This window comes from Nitratireductor lacus, assembly GCF_056431025.1.
On the sequence record NZ_JBWKMB010000012.1, the window covers coordinates 21,268 to 37,941 of the forward strand.

18 protein-coding genes are annotated in these 16,674 nt (G+C 61.8%); 5 read left to right on the forward strand and 13 right to left on the reverse strand.

The annotated features are described in order from the left end of the window. Positions 1 to 4: 4 nt before the first annotated feature. The 10 genes from AC07E3_RS11615 to AC07E3_RS11660 form a co-directional block, all read right to left on the reverse strand. Complete coding sequence (locus AC07E3_RS11615) at positions 5 to 1,678, reverse strand: thiamine pyrophosphate-binding protein (protein ID WP_478362035.1); 1,674 nt, start codon at positions 1,676 to 1,678, stop codon at positions 5 to 7. Positions 1,679 to 1,688: 10 nt separating this feature from the next. Next, on the reverse strand, positions 1,689 to 2,477 hold the full coding sequence (locus tag AC07E3_RS11620; protein ID WP_065815661.1) for an SDR family oxidoreductase: 789 nt from the start codon (positions 2,475 to 2,477) through the stop codon (positions 1,689 to 1,691). Then, positions 2,477 to 3,403 (reverse strand): VOC family protein, encoded by a 927-nt coding sequence (locus AC07E3_RS11625; protein ID WP_478362037.1) that lies wholly within the window; start codon positions 3,401 to 3,403, stop codon positions 2,477 to 2,479. The genes AC07E3_RS11620 and AC07E3_RS11625 overlap by 1 nt, the downstream gene beginning before the upstream one ends. A 20-nt stretch (positions 3,404 to 3,423) precedes the next feature. Next, entirely contained in the window at positions 3,424 to 4,236 is an 813-nt protein-coding gene (locus AC07E3_RS11630) for an alpha/beta fold hydrolase (RefSeq protein WP_336069493.1), read from the reverse strand. Between the two features lie 7 nt (positions 4,237 to 4,243). Beyond that, a complete protein-coding gene (locus AC07E3_RS11635; protein ID WP_478362039.1) occupies positions 4,244 to 4,978 on the reverse strand; it encodes an SDR family oxidoreductase in 735 nt (244 codons plus the stop codon). Further along, a complete protein-coding gene (locus tag AC07E3_RS11640; protein WP_478362041.1) occupies positions 4,978 to 6,009 on the reverse strand; it encodes a Rieske 2Fe-2S domain-containing protein in 1,032 nt (343 codons plus the stop codon). The genes AC07E3_RS11635 and AC07E3_RS11640 overlap by 1 nt, the downstream gene beginning before the upstream one ends. Positions 6,010 to 6,079: 70 nt before the next feature. After that, the gene (locus AC07E3_RS11645) at positions 6,080 to 6,910 is read right to left on the reverse strand and encodes an ABC transporter permease (protein ID WP_223006101.1); all 831 of its coding nucleotides are present in this window, start codon (positions 6,908 to 6,910) and stop codon (positions 6,080 to 6,082) included. Next, positions 6,907 to 7,881, reverse strand: a complete 975-nt coding sequence (locus AC07E3_RS11650) for an ABC transporter substrate-binding protein (protein WP_478362043.1) — start codon at positions 7,879 to 7,881, stop codon at positions 6,907 to 6,909. Before AC07E3_RS11650 ends, AC07E3_RS11645 begins: the two co-directional genes overlap by 4 nt. A gap of 27 nt (positions 7,882 to 7,908) precedes the next feature. Continuing rightward, positions 7,909 to 8,679 carry an ABC transporter ATP-binding protein gene (locus AC07E3_RS11655; protein ID WP_007010779.1) on the reverse strand — a complete coding sequence of 257 codons (771 nt, stop codon included), beginning with the start codon at positions 8,677 to 8,679 and terminating at the stop codon, positions 7,909 to 7,911. Continuing rightward, entirely contained in the window at positions 8,669 to 8,971 is a 303-nt protein-coding gene (locus tag AC07E3_RS11660) for a recombinase-like helix-turn-helix domain-containing protein (protein WP_336069483.1), read from the reverse strand. The genes AC07E3_RS11655 and AC07E3_RS11660 overlap by 11 nt, the downstream gene beginning before the upstream one ends. A 243-nt stretch (positions 8,972 to 9,214) precedes the next feature. Here AC07E3_RS11660 and AC07E3_RS11665 point away from each other — a divergent pair, with 243 nt between their 5' ends. After that, the gene (locus AC07E3_RS11665; RefSeq protein ID WP_478362045.1) at positions 9,215 to 10,345 is read left to right on the forward strand and encodes an FAD-dependent monooxygenase; all 1,131 of its coding nucleotides are present in this window, start codon (positions 9,215 to 9,217) and stop codon (positions 10,343 to 10,345) included. Positions 10,346 to 10,608: 263 nt separating this feature from the next. Here the strand turns inward: AC07E3_RS11665 and AC07E3_RS11670 are convergent, their stop codons facing one another. Next, positions 10,609 to 11,556: a cupin domain-containing protein gene (locus tag AC07E3_RS11670; protein ID WP_478362047.1), complete on the reverse strand. Its 948-nt coding sequence runs from the start codon at positions 11,554 to 11,556 to the stop codon at positions 10,609 to 10,611. Positions 11,557 to 11,624: 68 nt separating this feature from the next. Between AC07E3_RS11670 and AC07E3_RS11675 the strand changes: the two genes are divergently transcribed. From AC07E3_RS11675 to AC07E3_RS11690, 4 genes are all read left to right on the forward strand, one after another. Beyond that, positions 11,625 to 12,455: an IclR family transcriptional regulator gene (locus tag AC07E3_RS11675; RefSeq protein WP_336069476.1), complete on the forward strand. Its 831-nt coding sequence runs from the start codon at positions 11,625 to 11,627 to the stop codon at positions 12,453 to 12,455. Between the two features lie 117 nt (positions 12,456 to 12,572). Next, the gene (locus AC07E3_RS11680; protein ID WP_478362049.1) at positions 12,573 to 13,577 is read left to right on the forward strand and encodes an ABC transporter substrate-binding protein; all 1,005 of its coding nucleotides are present in this window, start codon (positions 12,573 to 12,575) and stop codon (positions 13,575 to 13,577) included. Then, on the forward strand, positions 13,574 to 14,368 hold the full coding sequence (locus AC07E3_RS11685; protein ID WP_336069471.1) for an ABC transporter ATP-binding protein: 795 nt from the start codon (positions 13,574 to 13,576) through the stop codon (positions 14,366 to 14,368). The genes AC07E3_RS11680 and AC07E3_RS11685 overlap by 4 nt, the downstream gene beginning before the upstream one ends. Further along, complete coding sequence (locus AC07E3_RS11690; RefSeq protein WP_478362051.1) at positions 14,368 to 15,153, forward strand: ABC transporter permease; 786 nt, start codon at positions 14,368 to 14,370, stop codon at positions 15,151 to 15,153. Before AC07E3_RS11685 ends, AC07E3_RS11690 begins: the two co-directional genes overlap by 1 nt. A gap of 186 nt (positions 15,154 to 15,339) precedes the next feature. Here the strand turns inward: AC07E3_RS11690 and AC07E3_RS11695 are convergent, their stop codons facing one another. Then, entirely contained in the window at positions 15,340 to 15,816 is a 477-nt protein-coding gene (locus AC07E3_RS11695) for a hypothetical protein (protein ID WP_065815672.1), read from the reverse strand. A 2-nt stretch (positions 15,817 to 15,818) separates the two neighbouring features. Then, the gene (locus tag AC07E3_RS11700) at positions 15,819 to 16,643 is read right to left on the reverse strand and encodes a DUF3100 domain-containing protein (protein ID WP_478362053.1); all 825 of its coding nucleotides are present in this window, start codon (positions 16,641 to 16,643) and stop codon (positions 15,819 to 15,821) included. Between the last annotated feature and the right edge of the window lie 31 nt (positions 16,644 to 16,674).

Consider the following 16,674-nt stretch of genomic DNA (forward strand, 5'->3'; position numbering starts at 1 on the left):
CGCGCTATGCCTCCTTGCCGGCAGCACCGGCGGGCGGGCCGGCAAACGCTTCCTTGAACGGACCGATGGCGCACATGTCGATTTCGATCAAACGCGGTCCACTGGCCGCAACCGCCTCCTCCAGAGCGGCGGAGAAGTCCGATATGTCGCTGACAAGCCGGTGGGGCATGCCTATGGCTTTGCAGAACTCCGCGAAATCCGGTGTCGCAAGCGCCGAATAGTGACGCCGACTGTCGTATTGGGCGTCCTGAATGTTCTGGATGACACCGTAGGCCTTGTCGTTCATCAGCAGATAAACGAGGGGAGCCTGCTCCTCGACGGCGGTGATCATCTCCGCGAGGCCAAGCATGGTTCCGCCGTCGCCGAGAAGGGTGATCGCCTTTGCCCCTTTCGACGCAAGGGCCGCGCCGACGCCCATCGCAACCCCCTGCCCGATACCACCACCCAGCGCGTGCACGCCAAGATTGGGGCTGGCGATGCGCACATAGCGATTGCCGAACGTGGAATTGGAGATGGTCACGTCGCGCACCCACGGATGCGCGTCCGAAAACACCCGTTCAGCCAGTGTGTCGGCAAGAATGCGATACGGTCCCAGAACATCACGCATGCGGCCTTCGGCAGCGGCGCGGGTGCGGGCGATGTCGAAAGAGAGGTTGGTATCGGTGTCGAGGGTATCGGGCAGGCGTGCGAGCAGGCGGGCCAGCGTGTCGGCGGCATCGCCATGGGCAAAAACCTCGACCGGATAATTGCGACCGCCCTGCGCGGCGTCGGCATCGACCTGAACGAGAGGGCGCGGCAAAGGCATCTTGTTGTTGCGGGTCTCATTGCCGCGCAGACGCGAGCCGACGACGATCATCAGATCGCAGCTTTCATAAAGCTCGACGGCCTCCGGCGTCATGTTGAACGCCCCGAGGCTTGCGGGCTCATCCTCGGACACGATCGCGCGACCATTGGTGGAGGTAACCACGCCGAAGCCCCGACGCATCAGCTCAGTGGCCTCCCTGACCGCCCCGCGTGCACCGCCACCCAGCCACAAAAGCGGACGTTTGGCCGTCTTCACCAGCTCGGCGATCTCATCGATCACACTCTCGGGGGCAATCGGCGTGGTTGGCTGCGGAAGGTGAATGCGCGTCGCCGGATGAGCGGCCCTGCGCTGAACATCGACGGGAATCTCCAGACTGACCGGGCCTGTCGGCGCGGAGAGTGCCGCCGATACGGCCGCAGTGAGGGTTCCCACCGCACCATTGGCGTCCCACATGCGGAACACCGCCTTGGAGATGCCGCGCAGCATCTCCGGCTGCCGCGGCACGTCATGGATGGCCGCCCGGTCGCGATCCGCGAACTCCAGATCGACCTGGGTCGTGATGTGCAAAACCGGAGAACCCGCCGTAAGCGCCTCAGCCTGTGCGCCTGCCGCGTTGCCGGCGGCGGTTCCCGTGGAGGTCATGCAGACCCCCAGTTCTCCGGAAACGCGTGCAAAGGCATCCGCCATGTTCATGGCACCAGCCTCACCACGCGCAGGCACAAACCGGATACGGCCCTGACGTGCAATTGCATCCAGGATCGGCATGTTGTGAATGGAGATGACCCCGAACACGGTCGTAACGCCGATCTCTGCGAGATAGCGGGCGATGAGCTCGCCAACCGTCTCCGAGGCTGTGATTGTTTCGAGTTTCATCCCGTATCCCTCAAATGTAACGAGACAGGCCGCCCGACACTTCGAGCTGAGCACCTGTGATGTAGCTCGCCGCCGGCGAGCCGAGAAAAGCGATGGCCGCGGCGGCTTCCGCGGGATTGCCCAGGCGACCGAGCGGAATGCCTTTTTTTGCCGCCAGTGCGCCGTACCATTCAGCCCGGCTCTGGCTCTGGTCCTCACGCTCCGCAAAGCGGCGCGACCACTGCCCTGAACCGACAAGACCAAGCAGGACCGAATTGACCCGCACATCGGGCGCCAGTTCCACGCTCAGCGACTTGAGAAGATTTTGCACGCCGGCCCGCGCCGAGGACGTGCAGACCATGTGTGGTTCCGGCTGGTAGGCCAGCAATGAGTTGACCGCGACGATGGCGCCCTTTGCCCGGCGCAGCATCGGCAGGAAGGCGCGGGTGGGATGAATCTGGCTGAACAGCTTCAACTCATACTCGGCGCGCCAGTCGTCATCGCTCGTGTCTTCAAAGGTGGAGATACGGCCCTGCCCGGCATTGTTGACAAGCAGGTCGCAGCGACCAAAGCGCGCTTCCACCGAACCGGCGAAGTCTTTTACCGCATCCGGTTCCAGAACGGACAGTGCACGCGCAAAGACACGCTCCTCCCCGTGGTCGCGGATGAGGACGGCCGCCACATCGTTGAGCCGGCTTTCGGTGCGCGCGCACAGCGCCACGCTCGCACCGGACTGGAGCAGGGTCTCGACCGTTGCCAGCCCGATGCCGGACGAACCGCCCGTGACCACCGCGACTTTTCCATCGTATCCGTAGTGCATCAGATCTTGCTCCTGGCGGGTGCGAGTTCGGGGAAGCCGGGGTCCGGGCGGCCCTGCATCACCGCGCGTTGCGCCGGCGTCGGCGGGCCGGCCGTCATCCATCGATCCATGGCTTCAGGCTTGTCGCGCGGCCAGACCTGGGCTTCATGGCTCGTTTCATCGATCTGCTGTAGTTCGGAGGTGAACTCGATGACGAAGCCCGATGGGGAAACGAAATAGGCGAAGGGATTGTTGCCGGGTCCATGACGCCCTGGGCCCCAGGTCGGCACATGCCCCTTCTGCTTCATGCGACCGATACCGCGCATGAACTCGTCGATGGAGGGCATTTCAAAAGCGACGTGGTTGACACTGGCATAGTTCCCGCGGACCAGGGCGATCGAATGGTGATCCGAGTTGCAACGCAGGAACACCATCTGATCGGCTGAATAGTCCGAAACGCGGAAGCCCAGCACATGCGTGTAGAATTCCTGCACGCCGTCCATGTCCGGGGTGTTCAGCACCACATGGCTCACCTTGCGCGGCTTGGCCCATTCGGGCTCCTCATCATGCGTGAGCGCCTCGGTGCGGAAACGGAGACGGCGGTTGTCGGGGTCGAGCATCTCGAAACCGTATCCGCCGGCGTAGTCGTCAAAGAGGTCCGGTTCCGCGAGCGCGATGCCGCCGCGCGCAATGACCTGCCGATAGAGTGCATCCATCGATGCCCGGTCAGGCATGGCAAAGTGGACATATTCGATGCCATAGACCGGCCCATCCTTAAGCCCGTAGAGAAACGGCTCCTCGCCGGTGCCGCGCAGAAGCGCGATACCATCCTCCTTATGGGCAAGGCTCAGGCCCCACATGTCCTCGTAAAAGGGCAGCGTGCTCGTGATGCCGGGTCCGCGCATCATGATGCCGCGAAGGCTGCCGACGCGAATTGTCTCTGCCATGATCGTTCCTCCTCCCGGCCTCAGCCGACGATTTCCGCGAGCGCATCCAGCGCCGCCGCAAAGGCGGCGGGGGCCTGCTGATAAAGAGCGTGTCCTGCGCCCGGCACGAATGTGAGCGATCCACGCCAGGGATCACGAAGGGCCGCATGGGCCCGGCGGGCCGATTCCGGCGGGGTGACGACATCCTCTGCCCCGACGATGACATCGGTGGGCACCTGGAGCCGTTCGGCATCGTCAAGCAACCGGCCGGAGGCCAGCATGCGAGCGGCCTGCGGGTAGCCCGGCACGCTGACCTTTGCCATCCCGTCACGCACGCGCGCGACGATGTTCTTGTTGTCATCAGGCGCATAGACAAGCCTCGGCGCCCGAAGATCGGCGAACTTCTCTGGACCAAGAGTCTGCAGATCATCGATGCGCGCCTGGGCAGCGGCACTCAGTGCGGCTCCCCGTGGCACGCCATGGCCAAGCGCCGGAGAGCTGAGCAGCAGGCGTTCGACCCGGTTTCTGTGCGTCGAGGCAAAGGACGCCGCCATCAGGCAGCCGAGCGAATGTCCCGCGAGCAGGACCCGCTGGAGACCCAGCCGATCGAGAAGCGCCTCGAGCGCCGCCGCATAGTCGCCTGCCAGCGGCCATTCGATGTCGAGCGGAGCCGAACCGCAATAGCCCGGTGCATTCCATGCGATTACCCGCCACGCCTTCGGCAGGTGTGGCAAAAGCGGCATGAAGGACGCCGCATTCGAGCCAACCCCGTGCAGAAGCACAAGAACGGGGCCACCCTCGCCTGGCCGCTCCAGATACTCGATCCCACCCGATTCATTGACTTCAAACGTCATCACCGCCTCAATTGAAAACAAAGCCGTTGTTTACCGGCAGCGTCTGCCCCGTCAGCGTCAGCGCCCCCTCGCCAAGCAGGAAGGCGACGATTTCGGTAATCTCACCCGGCCCCTGCGCCCCCGGCACGGCGCGTCCTTCCGCATAGAGCCGGTGGCGGGCTTCAGGCACATAGCCGGTCGATTCCGTGGTGAGGATGCCGGGCGCTATCGCCGTCACACCGACACGGTCCGGCCCAAGCTCGCGTGCCAGCGAGCGTGTCATCGCCATGAGAGCACCCTTGCTGGCCACGTAGGACATCAGGCGCGGCGCACCCCAGAGCGCAGTATCGGAGGCGACATTGACAATGCGGCCCGAGCCCGACGCCTTCAGCAACGGGGTCACTGCACGCATCATCAGCCACGTGCCCCTCACATTGACCTGCATCACCCGGTCCCAGCTATCGATGTCGATTTCCTCGAACGGGATGCCGCCTATGCCTGTGGCGATTGCGCCATTGTTGACGAGGCCATGCAGGACACCATCCTGCTCGGCGAGGTTTCGCCCAACAGCCTGGATTGACGCCGGATCGGCCAGATCAACGAAAATGAAGCGCGCACCACACTCATCAGCGATCGCGCGGCCCTCCTCCTCGGCGATGTCGGCGAGAACGAGCCGCGCACCGTTCTTCGCGAGGTGGCGGGCAATCTCGGCGCCAAGTCCGTGTGCGGCACCCGTAACCAGTATGGTTCGTCCCTCAACCATCACTCGGCAGCCATCTCGGCTTCGACCTGGCTCTTCGCAGCACGCGTCAGGATCTGCCGAACGCGGGAGACGCCAAGATCGTGCTGGTAGAGCATTTCGCGCTTGCGCGCGTCGTCGGGCATTCCCTCCAGCATGACCCGATCCTGCTCAAGCACGTCCCAATGCGTCTTTTCCAGCCGGGCGCGATAGAGGAAGCGCCAGCTGTCACGCGCGAGGCCAGAAACCCTGCGCATGCGCCAGAAGAAAACCTTGCAGGTGGTCGCATCCACCGGGGTCACGAAACCGATGATGCGGAAAACACCGCCCGGTCCCGCCGCCGGCGGATACGGAATTTCAAGAAAGCAGAACATCGAGCCTGGATGCACCTCGAACTCGGTCCAGTCGAAGTTCTCGCCGACCTGGCCAACCCGGCTGACGCGAAAACCCGCATCGGTCTTGTCCAGCTTCATCAGGTCCTGTTTGGAACCAAAGGCAAGCGTAAAGCTCTCGGCATGCAGATAGCAGCCATGCATGGGGTCGGCGAGGTTATCGAGCGCGTAACGATAGTTCGTTTCCCAGACACCCGTGCAAAGGAAACCCGTCCACGCATCGTCCGTCAGTTCCCTGGGCAGCGCCAGGTCCGGCGCTTCGGGCTGTTCGGCCGATGGCACGTAGACGAACACGGCATCGCCTGCCTCCCGCACCTCAAAGGATTTGAGCGCCTTGCGCCCCTCCAGCGCGCATTCGGGCATGGCCGGAACCCGCACCACCACGCCCTCTCCATTGACGACAACGCCATGATAACGGCAACCGATATTGCCCTCATGGATTTCGCCATAGGAAAGCGGAGCGCCGCGATGGGGACAGAAATCCTCGACACAGCGGAGCCTGTTCTCCGCATCGCGCCAAAGCACGATCTTCTCTCCCAGAAGCCTCGTTCCATAGGGTTTTGACGCTTTAACCTCGACCGATTTGGCCACCGGGTACCATTGGCCGCGCAGGCCGCTGTTCACCCGATCCTCGATCAGCGATTTCTTGTCCATGGCTGTCATGTCCGTCTCCGTCATGGATATCCGAAAGCCTCCCGCTTCCGTCGACAGTGATTGTGTGAGGCCCTGCCTGCTAGTGCTGGGCCTTGGGCAGGTAATGCAGCACCCGTTCCTCAATCCGGACGAGCACGGCGTAGAGCAGAAAGCCGATCACGGTGAGCAGAACGATCGCGTTGAAGACCATGGCCGCATTGGCTTGCCCGCCTCCGTAGGAAATCAGGAAGCCGAGGCCGGTGTTTCCGCCAACCAGTTCGCCAACCGTCACGCCGATCACGGCCAGTGTCGATGCAATCCGCAGCCCGGCCATCAGATTGGGCATGGTGGAAGGCATTTCGACCTTCAGAAAGATGCCCCAGCGGGACAGGTTGTAGGCGCGCGCCAGATTGACGAGATCCCGATCGACCGTTCGCATGGCCTGAAGCACATTGACCAGAACGGGGAAGAAGACGATCAGCACCGTCACCAGAAGCTTTGGCATGGCGTTGTAGCCGAACCACATGATGAAGAGCGGTGCGAAGGCCACTTTCGGTGCGATCTGCAACGCCAGAATGTAGGGTGACAGAACCTTCTCCCAGAACTCCGACATACCGAGCAGATAGCCGATCACAGCGCCAAGCAGGCTGCCAATGGCAAAGCCGAGCACCGTATAAAGTGCCGTCGAGAGCGTGTGGCCAACGAGCCCTTCCTGAAGCAGCATGCGCTTCATTTCGGCAAGGCAGTCTGTGACCGTCGGGATGATGAATTTCGGAACGCCAAGCGCCGGCGGCAGGAACTGCCATGCGAGCAGGACCAGAACCAGAAGGCCGAGGCTTGCAAGGAGTGTGCTGCGCCGTGAAGTCATGATGGGTTTCGCCGCCTTGACCGGGGCTCCTGCCCCGGTCTCCATCGAACTGACCTGTGTCATTGGACGAATTCGTTTGTGTAGAGGTCCTCGACCGGAACCGCGGTCTGGACAATGCCGTTGTCGACATAGAAGGCCTGCACCCTCGCGATGCGCTCCGGGTCGAATGCACCGAGCGGCTGGTTTTCACCTTCCGGGTAGACCAGCGTTGCATAGGACCGCAGAATGCCCTCGATCTCGGCTTCCTTGCCGGCGTGCTGCGGCACGGCGGCAACGTAGTCCCTGGCGGCCTGCGCCGGATCTGCCGCAATGTCGCCAACCGCTTTCAGGACTGCGCCGACAAAGCCGCGCACTACTTCGGGGCGTTCCTGGATCGTCTTGTCGGAGGCGATAATCGCCTGCGCCATGGCCGGAAAAACCTCATCGACCGGCATCTGCTCCATTTCAACGCCGGCCGCCTCGATCGCTGCAATCCATTCGGGCACGCCGGACATGGCATGCAGGTTTCCGGCGATGGTGAGCTGGATGATGCCACCTGCTCCAACCGCCTGAATGTCGGCATCGGCCTTGGTCATCTCGGCGGAGGCGAGCACCCCAAGAAGATTGTAGTAAGTGGTGTCCTGGAAGGAGAGCACACCGATCGACTTGCCTTTCAGATCGGCCGGCCCGGTAATGCCACTGTCCTTGCGCCAGGCAAGCTGCGTCAGACCACGGCCGCCGAGCAGGGCCACGCCGCGAATATCCAGCCCGTTGGCGCGCACGATGATGGGTGTGTCCCCGATGCCTCCGCCAAGATCGGCATTCCCGACAGCCACCTGCGTGGCCACGTCCGCACCGCCCTTGCCAACCTGGAAGGTCACGTCGAGGTCTGCAGCCTCGAAATAGCCCTTGCTTTTGGCGAGCTGAAAGGGCGCGAAGGCGGGAAGGAAATCAGGTGCAGGGAAAAGATATGTCACCTTTTCAGCGGCAAAGACCGTGGCGGCTGAAGCCGTGAGAAGAGCAGCGGCGAGAGCCGACTGAAGCATGCGTCTCATCAAAATTCCCCTTTTGCTTAGTGCCAGTCAGATGGCTTTTTCTTCGAGTTTCAGGTGTTTGAATATCTGGGCTGCGTAATCGCTGACCTCGGGCATCACCCTGCGGCGAAGCGGTTCTTCGCGATGCGGCAAATCAACCTTGATCTCCGTCACGATGGTGCCCGGTCGTTCGGAAAGGACGAGAATGCGGTCGGACATCAGCACCGCCTCCGACAGGTCATGCGTGATCAGCAGCGTTGTCTTGCCGGTCTGCGAGATGGTGCCCGCGAAACTGTTCTGGAGCAGAAGCTTGGTCTGCGCATCGAGCGCAGAAAAGGGTTCATCCAGCAGAACGATTTCCGGTTTGATCGCAAGCGTGCGAGCCAGCGCCGCGCGCTGACGCATGCCGCCAGACAACTGGTAGGGGTAATGGTTTTCGAACCCCGCCAGATGACAGCGCTTCAGTTCGATCATGGCCCGATCCCGGCGTTCCGATTTGGCAACGCCGCGCGCTTCAAGCCCGAACTCAATGTTCGAAACGATGTCACGCCAGGGCAGAAGCAGGTCCTTCTGAAGCATAAAACCGACATGCGCGTTCGGGCCCGCCACCGGTTCCTCGCTGACATAAACCTCCCCGCGCGTCGGCTGGTAGAGGCCCGCGGTCATGCTGAGAATGGTGCTCTTGCCACAGCCCGAAGGCCCGACAACCGAGACAAACTCACCCTCGTTCACCCGGAAGCTGATGTCGTTCACGGCGACGAGATTTTGCCCTGTCCCCGTTGTGAACTCCTTGGTAACGGAACGAAACTCAAGCGCCATAGCCGCTGGCCTCGTAAGCTGCATCAAGCTCCCTGTTCGTCGCCTGCAACTCTTCGGCCAGAAGCGCTTCCGTCCAGTCGGTCCTGCCAGAGCGTGGGGCAACGACGTTCTTTTCCGCCAACTGCCGCGCAACCATGGAGAAGTCGTGCTCGCCCGTGGCGTAGATCGTCATCAAGGCATCGGCCAGCGCATTCTCTCGCTCGTCCAGCTCACGCCCGCGACATTGATGCTCCAGCCCGGGACGCCCCGTATCGAAGGCGCGCTGCGACAGGCGATCTTTGAAGGCGTCCATCTTCCCCTCCCATGTGTTCAAATAAGAACATATTGTTCAAAATAAGAATGACGGATCGATGATCCCGTGTCAAGCGGCCTCCCGGCGCCCCTCTGGCAGGATCGAAATCTTGGGATTGCATCCCCGGTCGGACCGCCGGCAGGTTGCGTGACAGGCCGGACTGCGTTGACAGAGCCAGCCCAGCGCAATACCGTTATTTTTTGAACTTATAGTTCTTATTTGAACATTTCGGGAGTGAGCTGAATGAAGATCGGCATAGCCGGGGGCGGCGTCGGCGGAATGGCCGCCGCGATCGCACTGCAGAAACAGGGACACGACGTCACGATTTTCGAGCGCGCGCGCGCCTTCGGCCGCATTGGCGCCGACGTCAATCTTACCCCGAATGCCGTGCACGCACTCGACGGGCTGGGTATCGGCGAATTGCTGCGAACGACTGCGGCACGCCCTGAATATCGCATCAGCCGCACCTGGGATACGGGAGAGGAAACCTCACGTCTCCCAATGAGCACCGCAGCGGAAGAGCGCTACGGTGCGCCCCAGCTCACCATTCACCGTGCAGATCTGCTCGCTGCGCTGGAAAACACCCTGACGGAGAACACGATCCGCTTCGCCACACAGGTCATCGCCGCCGAAGAAGGCAGCAGCGGCGCGGTCGCCATTCTCTCCGATGGCACGCGGTTTGAAGCAGACGCCTTGATCGGCGCCGACGGCATTCACTCGGCGGTGCGGCATTCACTGTTCGGCGAAGATCACCCCCGGTTCACCGGCCTGGTCTCCTATCGCGCCGTTTTCCCGCGCGAGCGGGGCGGCAACATACCCAATCTCGACTCGTTCACGAAATGGTGGGGACCGACGCCTGAACGCCAGATCGTTACCTTCCCGCTCAACCTCGGCAGCGAGATTTTCGTCTTCGCGACCACACCGCAGGACGACTGGGCGGAAGAAGGGTGGACGTTGCCAGGCGATATCGGCGAGCTGCGCGAAGCGTATGCCGATTTTCACCCTGAAGCACGCGCCCTGCTGGACGCCTGCGAAAGCGTCACCCGTTCCGCATTGCATGTACGCGAACCGATGCCGCGCTGGTCGAAGGGTCGCATCACGCTTCTGGGCGATGCTGCACACCCCATGGTGCCATTCATGGCGCAGGGTGCCTGCATGGCGATCGAGGATGCGGTCGTGCTGGCACGCGCCCTGAGCGGCGCTGTGCCGGACACGGTTTCGGAGGCCTTCAAACATTATGAAGCTGCACGCATCCCCAGAACCGCCAGGGTGCAGGAGGGATCACTCGCCAACAACTGGCTGAAAAAGGGCTCGAACGCGGACTGGGTCTACGGATACGACGCCTGGGAGGCGGCTCTCTCTGAAAGCACCTGATCTCAATTCGGAGTAGCATATCCGGCGCCGGCGCGGCGGCACCGGAACGGGGCTGGCATTCATGGTTTGCGCCGCTGCAATCCCACCCTTGATGCTCTCCTCAGGGTCGAAGCCCCGGTACGAGGTGGTTGAGCTCCAACGTCTTGACCCCGGCGCGCATGGCAAATTTTTGCCTGGAAACCGCTCTGACTGTTTCTAAACCAGTGATGGCGCGCACCCAGCCTGCATGGGCTGGGTGCGGTCTTTCTGCACGGGCCGGGCGCCTAGGCAGCCTCGTAGACTATGCCGTCAGCCTGAGCAGATCCGACAACCGACCACACCGTGGCCGGAGCGGCGGAGTTGTTGCGGAACCAGTGCCTGCGACCGGCAGGCGTCTTGACCAGATCGCGCGCCCCAAGCTCAACCTCAACGGTCTCGCCATTCTCCTCCCAGCCGACAATCAGCGAACCTTCGAGAACGAGATAGGCGTCTTCCACGTCGCGAACGATCGGCTTGATGCCAACGCCTGAAGGAATGCCCAGCATCTCCTTGCGACAGGTGTCGTGGGCAATACCGCCCTCACCCACATAGACCTTGCGGGTGAAGCCGGCCTTTTCCCAGATTGTCGGCAGTTCGTTGTGACGCACCACATACTGCGCCATCAGCTTCTGCAGCGGGTGGCTGCCATTGCGGTCGAAAGGCAACGTCTTGCCGGGCTCGGCACCGAAACTCCGCGCCAGCTCCGCCGGATGCTCCTTCGGGTGGTAGTGATAGACCGGCGGCAGCGGCTTGCCGACATCGACCGAAATGGACATCAGCACCGGCGTGACGCCATCATTGCGGAAACCGTGGCCGATCTCACGGGCATTGAGGATCATGTCCTTGGCACCGAGCTTGACCTCGACGACCTCGCCGTCCTTTTCCCAGCCAACCACAAGCACACCGTCGATGATGAGAAAGCTCTCCTCAATCTCATGGCTGTGGCAGGCAGCGTATTTTCCCGGTTCCTTGTAGATCAGGCTCAAGGTGAAATGATCCGGCTTCATGGTTGACGTGTCGCCAACCTTTGGAGAGCCCCCGGCACCGATGTAACGCATCTGTGCCCGGGCCAGATCATCGAACCCGGCATTTGACGGGAAAGCATTCCAGTCAAACGTCTTGTCCGTAAAGCGGCCTGTATGGGCTGCAAGTTCCTGCGCCAGGGCCGAAGTGGCGGTCGTATGTATCGTCATGGGCTTTCCTTTCGCGTGAAGTGCGAGAAGGCTAGTGCAGGCTAATTTTACCTGCTAGACACTGTTTTATGGATAAAACACCCACCACACCGTCTCACTCCGACGACAAATATCTCGTCCCCGGTTTGATCCGCGGGCTACAGGCGCTGCAGTCTTTCACGCCTGAAGATCGTGAAATGACACTCTCCGACATAGCCCGCCGACTTCAAACGACGCGATCCGCAGCGTTTCGCACCGTCTACACACTCGCCCAGCAGGGTTACCTTCTGCACAACCCGCAGACAGGGCGCTACACGCTCGGCCCTGCGGTTCTGCGCCTTGGCTACGGCTATCTTGCGACCCGCGAGCTGGTCGAAGTGGCCCTGCCGGAACTCGAAAAACTCCGCGACAGGACGGACTGGTCGGCGCATCTGGGTGTACGCGATGGACGCTTCGTCCTCTACATGCTGCGTGTTCCCAGCCATATGGGCCTTGCAAGCATCGTCCATGTCGGTAGCCGCCTTCCGGCAGCCGGCACCACGATGGGTCGCGTGCTTCTCGCCGACCTCAGCGAAAGCGACCTGGTGCGTCTTTACCGCGACGAGACCTATCAGAACGCGCCGGGCCAGACCCCACGCAGTCTGGGCGAACTCGTCGCGCAGTGGCAACGGGATCGCGGCACGCCGGCGATTGTCCAGATCGGTAGTTTCGAAACAGGGATTGCCAGCATAGCCGCACCGGTGCGCGACATTGAGGGGAATGTCGTGGCCGCCATCAATGCCACCCAGTCAGCCTCCGCCGACCGTGTCGACAGCATTGACACCAGCATTCGAGACGAGGTGGTGCGCACCGCAGCCGCCATCACACGGTTGCTGGGTGGCACGCCCGCCTACCCCCTCCAGGAGAGCACGGGCACCTGAATGCGGTGAGCCACCCGGTTGTGCCGAACCGATCAAGCCCACTCTTGCCACGGCCTGCGATTTGGGCTTAGATTAAATTGAACATTACGTTCAAATATGAACAGAGGGGCGCAACTCATGAAACTGACAAGACGCAACCTGATGCTGGGTGCTATGGGGAGTGCAGCCATGCTGTCCTTTCCGGGCAGAAGCCATGCGCAGGGCAGCTTCAACTTCATCACACCGTTCACGCTTTCACTGGCCTTTGCGCCGGTCATCTATGCCGATGCGGCCGGCTACTACGCCGAAGAAGGCCTGGCCATGAACCTGCAGGCTGGCAAGGGTGCGGCTCTCGCTGCACAGATGACAATCGCCAGGCAGATGGACGCCGGACGCACCGGCGGCACAAACTATATCGTTTCACGCGTGAACAATGACGCCCCGCTTATCTCGATCGCCACGATCGCCCAGCGGTCGCCCTTCTTCGTTCTGTCTTCCAAGGAAAACCCGGTAAAGACGATCGCTGACCTCGAAGGACGCACAGTCGGCATGGCGACGCTCGGGGGCTCGATGGAAGGCACGCTCGACCTGATGATGACCGGAGCCGGCGCCTCGCCGGAAACGGTGAACAAGGTCAAGGTCGCCGATTCTGCCGCCTCGTTCGCGCTGATCGAAGCGGGTCGCGCCGGTGCATTTCTCGGCAATACCTCATCCATGATCATCGCTAGCTCGGCGCGCGACGACGTCGAAGTCATGCCCATCGACGACGGCATGCCTGGCCAGGTCTACGTCGCGCGACCCGATGAGATCGCCGAAAACCCGAACAAATTCATCTCGTTCCTGCGGGCAACGCACCGTGCGGCTGCTGAGATCGTCGACGCGGAAGACCTGACGCCGATCCTTGCCAAGATCGGTGAGAAGCACGATGTGACCGGCCTCAACAATACGGAAACCGCCCAGAAGGATCTGCACACCAATGCGCAGAACTGGGCCTCCAAGGGTAAGGAAAATATCCTGCGCAACGTACCGGAAGTGTGGGAACGCGCCGTGGGTCTGCTCGCCGACGCCAAGCTCATCGATAAGGCCGTACCGGCGAGCGAGCTCTACACCAACAACCTTCTGGACCAGGCTCTGAAAGCATGAACATCGAGAATACTGCCGATATCCGCATCGTGGGTATCGGCAAAACCTTCGGCCAGGGCGAAAACGCCGTCCGTGCCATCGGTGACGCGACGCTCGACATGCAGCGGGGCGATTTCATATCCCTGCTCGGCCCGTCGGGCTGCGGCAAGACCACGCTCCTGCGCATCATCGCCGGCCTGGAACAGCCGAGCGAAGGGGAAATCATCGTGCGCAACCGGTCCGTCTGGGAAGGCGGCAAAAGATCGTCGGAAGCCACACGCCCCGTCTCGATGATGTTTCAGGAGGCGCGCCTTTTTCCCTGGTTCAGCGTGGCAGAGAACGTCGCCCTGCCCCTGCGCCTGCGGGGCGTCAAAAAAGCGGAACGGGAAGAACGCGCGCACACGCTGTGTGAGACGGTGGGCCTGAAAGGTTTCGAGAAGGCCCGCCCCTCCGCGCTCTCCGGCGGCATGCGCCAGCGTGCATCGCTGGCACGGGCACTGATCACCGAACCCCAGGTCTTGCTGCTTGACGAGCCTTTCGGCGCGCTTGACGCAATGACGCGCGACACACTGAACATGGAGCTGATGTCCGTTTGCGCCAAGGCGCAGGTCACCACCATTCTCGTCACGCATTCCATCACCGAAGCGGCATTCCTTTCGGATCGCGTTGTCGTCCTTGCGTCCCGGCCGGCCCGCATCACCGAGGTAATCGAAATGCCCTTCGAGCGTCCTCGCACGCTTCATCTTCAACGCAAACCCGAGTTTCAGGACATGCTTGTGCGTCTGCGCGCCAGCCTGACAGGAGGCCACTGATGGGCACCGACCGGTTCATCCGCATAGCGCTACCGACCGCAACCGTTTTTGCTTTCCTGATTGCCTGGACGGTTTATGTGCACACCGCAGAGGTCTCCGCATTCATCCTGCCCACACCGATGCAGATCGTTTCGGCCTTCATCGGCCTCGTAAGCGATCCGGACATCTGGGGCCACGCCCTCGTCACGGTGATCGAGGCCGTTTCCGGCTTTCTCATTGCCGTTGTTCTGGGGATTTCGCTTGGAATGGCAATGGCCCGCGTGCAGATGCTCGAATGGGCGTTCAAGCCCTTCATCGTGTGCCTGCAACTGATCCCCAAGATCGCCCTCGCACCGCTCTTCATACTGTGGTTCGGCTTCGGTCTCGAATCGAAGATCGTCATTGCTGCGGCTCTCGCCTTTTTTCCGGTTTTCTCGAACGCGCTGGTTGCGTTCCGCTCGGTCGAGCCCGGTGATCGAGACGTCTTCACCATGCTGCAGGCAAATCCGGTTCAGCGCTTCACCATGCTCGACCTTCCCACCGCCCTGCCTGTCGTCCTGGCTGGCATGGAAGTGGCCGTGGTGATGTCAATGATCGGGGCCATTGTCGGCGAGTTTATCGGCGGCAATGAGGGGCTCGGCTACCTCGCCGTTGCCATGCTGCAGGAGCTGCAGGTGCCCGGGCTTTTCGCCGTCATCGTGCTGCTGACACTGATCGGCCTCACGCTCTACACGCTCATCGCCCAGCTGCGTGGCTGGCTGACCCCATGGCACGCTTCCGTGGCGGGTAAATCCCGGGAAAGTTAGGAAACGCGGAAGCCGCTTTTCTTTCACGAATAGCGTGAGAACCGCCAACCAGACCGCCTCATCGATACCGTGAAACGCCGAGGCGGTCTGGCATGGAAACTCAGGCCAAAGTCAGCTCGGGGCCCTGCCCCGCAACTGAATTGACGCTCTGCGGCTGCCACCCCATGGCAGCAGCCGCAGACGCCGTCAAAGGAACAGGTCTGCTATGATTGCCGACCCGAGATACGTGCCTGTCATCACGAACACGGCCACGATGAAGAGCTTCCAGCCGGAAGACCTGGCGATCGAAATCTCGCGGCGTGTGATGGCGATACCCGCATATGCAAGGCAAGGCGTTGCGAGCGTCAGGAAGTTGACGTGGCTGACCTTGTCCAGAACCCAGGCACTGCCGGGCGTCCATGGCAGAGTAACAAGAATGCCAACCAGCGAGATCCAGGCGACCGACGGCAGGCCGACCGGCACGACATGGGTCAGGACGAGACCGACCATCGCGATCACGTAGAGGACGGCCAGACCGACCAGCCCCTGCATGACGGTTGCGTCCGTGGCGACGGTGTTGCCCACCAGCGCGATGAGGGAAACGGCGATGAGAAGCACCGCGTGCTGCGCCAGATCGGGCTTCGTTTCCGCTTCATAGTCCACAGGAAGTTCAGCAGTGCTCATGATCACTCTCCGGCGTTGCTGGCTACGGGCTCTTTTTGGCCCAGAAGGTCATAGAGTTTCTCGGTCACCGGCAGGGCGACGAAGATGCACAGGTAAAGCCCGGTCGCATAGGTCAACACATTGCTGGCCCCGGCCAGTGCGAGGATCTGTTCTTCCATGGCCGGGACAGCATGAGACAATGCGCCCGAACAGGCCGCCATCATCGATCCCGACCCGATGCCGCAAGCCATGGCCAGCGCCTCGATGCTGAACCAGCCCGACGTCGCCAGAAGCGAGGCGAGAATGGCAAAGATAAAGGTCCCGAACAGCGTGCCTATGACATAGACGCCCATGACCCCTGCGCCTTCGGCGGATTTCAGCCCGTATTTGTCGGCGATGATCGCAATGTTCGGCTCACGCGCGACGGAGAACGTGGCGCCCACCGCCTCGCGCCCCATGCCGAGAAGCAAAACGGCAACCGGGAAGGCAAGCAGAATGGTGCCCAGATTGCCAAGTTCCTGCAGGATCAGCGCCGGACCCGCCGCGATGATCTTTTCCATCGACGGACCGATAATCGTGCCGAACTTGGCAATAAACGGCATGATCGCGATCACGATCAGCGGTGATGCGGCACGAACCTCGCGCTGTCCCATCCAGCCTTCGACTTTGCGAATGACATTGGGATTGAGAACCAGCCCCATCACGAAGGCGTAGAGCAGAGGCAGAAGCAGGATCGACCCGATGCCGATCGGCACGGCGACCACGCCAATGGCCTCTGCGATGATGGTAATGACCAGCACGCTCAGATGAAGGCGCCAGTCCAGCAGTATGTCTTTCGTCTTCTCCATAGAGATCCCCTCTCGTAAGCCCGTCCCATTC